We start from the raw sequence: 2,970 nt of genomic DNA, 5'->3' as shown, positions 1-2,970 counted from the left end.
AGCACCGGGAGAGGCCGGCCAGAGTATGGTGGTTGGCCAAGGCCAGCCGCAGTGGTTCGAGCCGAACCTTCATCTTTTTGACAACTATCCGGGCGGCATTGGATTCAGCAAGCCGCTCTATGACATGCACGATGAGTTGCTTAAGAAGACACGCGAATTGATCGCCGGCTGCGGCTGCAAGGATGGATGCCCGTCGTGCGTGGGGCCGTTCGGGGAGACAGGCGAAGGCGCCAAGGAAGTCGCGCTGGCCATTTTGGATCGGTTATGCGCGAAATGAAGAAGGCCGAAACTCGAAAAGCGAAAAGCGAAAATCGGCCCACGAAACTCGGTTCATTGACCGCCGAATTTCGAGTTTCGATCTTTCTGGTGAATCTGAGGTTTGAGTTGACTTTCACCCTTCGCGACAAGTTGAATTGCGTTTCGGTGCTGAAGGCGGCTTCTCGTCCCGGTAAGCCCGGGGCAGTCTGCCCAAAGTCCGAACTTCCGCCAGAACTCGACCAACTCGCGCAGTTGCTGGGTGCGGTCTCAAGACGCAATCGCTACGGCGAACACTTCCAGGTTCGCAAGACCCTTGCCGCGCGCAAGGCGGATCTTTTGCCGCTTATTGATCTCTCCCGAACGATCGGGATGAACGCTCCTTCTTCTTTTCAGGTCCTACTTCGGACTTCGAACATCACCCCTTGCCCACCTGAGGAGTGGCTTTTTCTCGACACGGAGACGACCGGACTTGCCGGCGGGACAGGAACCTACGCCTTTCTCGTGGGCATGGCGCGGGTTGTGAACGGCCGAATCGAGCTAGAACAATTTTTCATGCGCGACTTCCGGGAAGAGTCCTCGATGCTGGCGGAGGTGGCCACTCGCCTTGCCGGCAAGCCCTTGCTCATCACCTTCAACGGGAAAGCATTCGACTGGCCGCTGCTCGAGACGCGCTTCCGGATGCAGCGCATGCGGCTCGAGCAACCACCGGCGCTTCATCTCGACCTGCTGCACCCTTCGCGGCACCTCTGGCGCGCGCAACTGGGTTCAGCTTCGCTGGCCGATCTCGAACGCGGGGTTCTGGGCATTCGGCGAGAAAACGATGTTCCGGGTGAGCGCATTCCGCGAATCTATTTTGACTATCTGCGCGGCGGGCGAGCTGAGCCGATGGTCGAGGTTTTCCGGCACAATGAGAATGACCTCCTGGCGCTCGTCGGCTTGACAGCGAACCTGCTCGCGATGCTTGCCGGCGACGGCGAGAGAAAACCCAGCGCTCTCGAATCCTACGGCCTGAGCCGGTTGTTCCAGCTTGCCGGTTGGCGCGAGAGGGCACGCGAGCATTACGAGAAGGCAGTTGCCACCCATTTGCCCGTGGAATTCAAATGTGCCGCCCAACGAGCACTGGCCGGACTTTACAAGCGCGAGCGGAACTATGACCGGGCGAACCGGCTTTGGGAAGAACTTCTCGACGTTGACGCGGATTTTTTCCGCGCATCGGAAGAGTTGGCCATCTTTTACGAGCACCACGCGAGGGATTACGAAAGGGCCGCGACCATCGTGCGCCAGGCAATCTCGCGCTTGCGCGCGGCAGTGCGACGAAACCTAGTAGAACCTCATCAGCATCGCCGGCTGGCGGATCGGCTGGAATATCGGTTGAGGCGGCTTCAACAGAAACGGACTGGTTTGTTTTAGCGGTGGCTCAAAAAACGGAGCGGCAGGGGACGCCGGGCCGGTTGAGCGATCGGGATGAGCTAGAACCGCGTCCCGTGACTCAAAAAACGCGATACCTGAGCTACAAAGACGAATGCAGGGCGCGCTCAATACCGAGGTGCGTGCGCCGATGGGTGAAGACGGTTGCGACGGGGCCTAAACTCGCACCGCGGAGGGACGACTGGCGCAGTAACTCTTCGAGTTCCCGCATGGTATAAGACGACCGGACGGAAGCGCAGTAGAGCTTATACATCAGGCCGGAGTAATGGCGGCCGTACCAGCGGACGTGGAGGGAGTAGGCAAGGCGCGAGGGTCGGCGGAGGTCGCGGATCAGGATGGCCGCGCCGGGCGTGGCGAGGCGCGCGATTTCGGCCAGCATGCGTTGCGGCTCGGCAAGGTGGTGCAGGACGGAATTGGACATGACCAAGTCGAAACTTGCGTCGGGAAAGGGCAGGCGATTGCCGTCGGCGATGAAGAATTCGACGGAGTTGGGTGTGCCTCCTACGGCGGGGTTCCCTCGACTATACTCGGGACAAGTTCCCCCCCGCCCTTCCAGTTCGGCCGTGCCCCGACGAACGGCGCTGGCGCGGGCTTGCTTGATCATGTTAGGTGAGCGGTCCACGCCGATGAAGTGCCAGTCCCGCAGAGCGGGACGGCGGGCCAGCTTCAGGACGATCTGGCCCGGGCCGGTGCCGATGTCGAGCGCGCGGCCGGTGGCTCTGCCACCCAAAAGTCCGAGAGCATGCTCGACGAAGGTGTCGTCAATTTTGTCGAGGTAGGCCTGAGCCGCGGCTGAGGCGTAGGCTTCGACTTCGGCGGAGTCCTCCATCACCTCAGGCTCAGGAACGCGCGGCAGCGTGAACCAAGAAAGCATAGCCAGCAGAACTCCAAAGTTTCTCACCACAGAGGACACAGAGCACACAAAGATCGAAAATCGAAATTCGAAAAACGAAATTCGTCACTCGAAACTCCGTTTGCATCATCCCCGAATTTCGAGTTTCGGTTTTCGAGTGTCCGTCTTTTCCGTCTCTGCAGTAGGTCGAGACTCACTACGGAGACGCAGAGGCCACAGAGCTAGCAGCGCAACCCAATCGAACACTACTTGAACTACCCAGAACTCGGCACTCGGCACTGAGCACTCGCTTTTTCGTTGGCCAGACGGCGCGTTCGATCTTCGCAAAAGTAGCGGGGTTAGCGCCTTCCACGACCAATACCTCGCGGCCACGAGCGCGGACAAAGACCCCCAAATCTTCCGTTCGGGCGACAAAGCGGTTCGGCCGGCTA

3 protein-coding genes are annotated in these 2,970 nt (G+C 59.8%); 2 read left to right on the top strand and 1 reads right to left on the bottom strand.

The annotated features are described in order from the left end of the window. Together VIH17_03660 and VIH17_03655 are read left to right on the top strand one after the other, a co-directional pair. Positions 1-277 (top strand): DUF1998 domain-containing protein (locus tag VIH17_03660; GenBank protein ID HEY4682329.1); only part of this gene is annotated, 277 nt, incomplete at its 5' end. Next, positions 274-1,668, top strand: coding sequence for a ribonuclease H-like domain-containing protein (locus VIH17_03655; GenBank protein HEY4682328.1), 1,395 nt, complete (start codon positions 274-276; stop codon positions 1,666-1,668). The genes VIH17_03660 and VIH17_03655, both read left to right, overlap by 4 nt. Positions 1,669-1,768: 100 nt before the next feature. On the opposite strand, the gene VIH17_03650 is transcribed toward VIH17_03655, so the two are convergent. After that, positions 1,769-2,560 (bottom strand): class I SAM-dependent methyltransferase, encoded by a 792-nt coding sequence (locus tag VIH17_03650; GenBank protein HEY4682327.1) that lies wholly within the window; start codon positions 2,558-2,560, stop codon positions 1,769-1,771. Positions 2,561-2,970: the final 410 nt, after the last annotated feature.

The sequence above is a fragment of the Candidatus Acidiferrales bacterium genome (genome assembly GCA_036514995.1).
Taxonomy (GTDB): domain Bacteria; phylum Acidobacteriota; class Terriglobia; order Acidiferrales; family DATBWB01; genus DATBWB01.
The sequence above is the reverse complement of the archived record's forward strand: the minus strand, read 5'-3'. Positions and strand labels throughout refer to the sequence as shown.

Excerpts from the sequence above, each read along its gene's own strand:
- VIH17_03650 (HEY4682327.1), bottom strand. The coding sequence starts at position 2,560 with ATGCTTTCTTGGTTCACGCTGCCGCGCGTTCCTGAGCCTGAGGTGATG.
- VIH17_03655 (HEY4682328.1), top strand. The coding sequence starts at position 274 with ATGAAGAAGGCCGAAACTCGAAAAGCGAAAAGCGAAAATCGGCCCACG.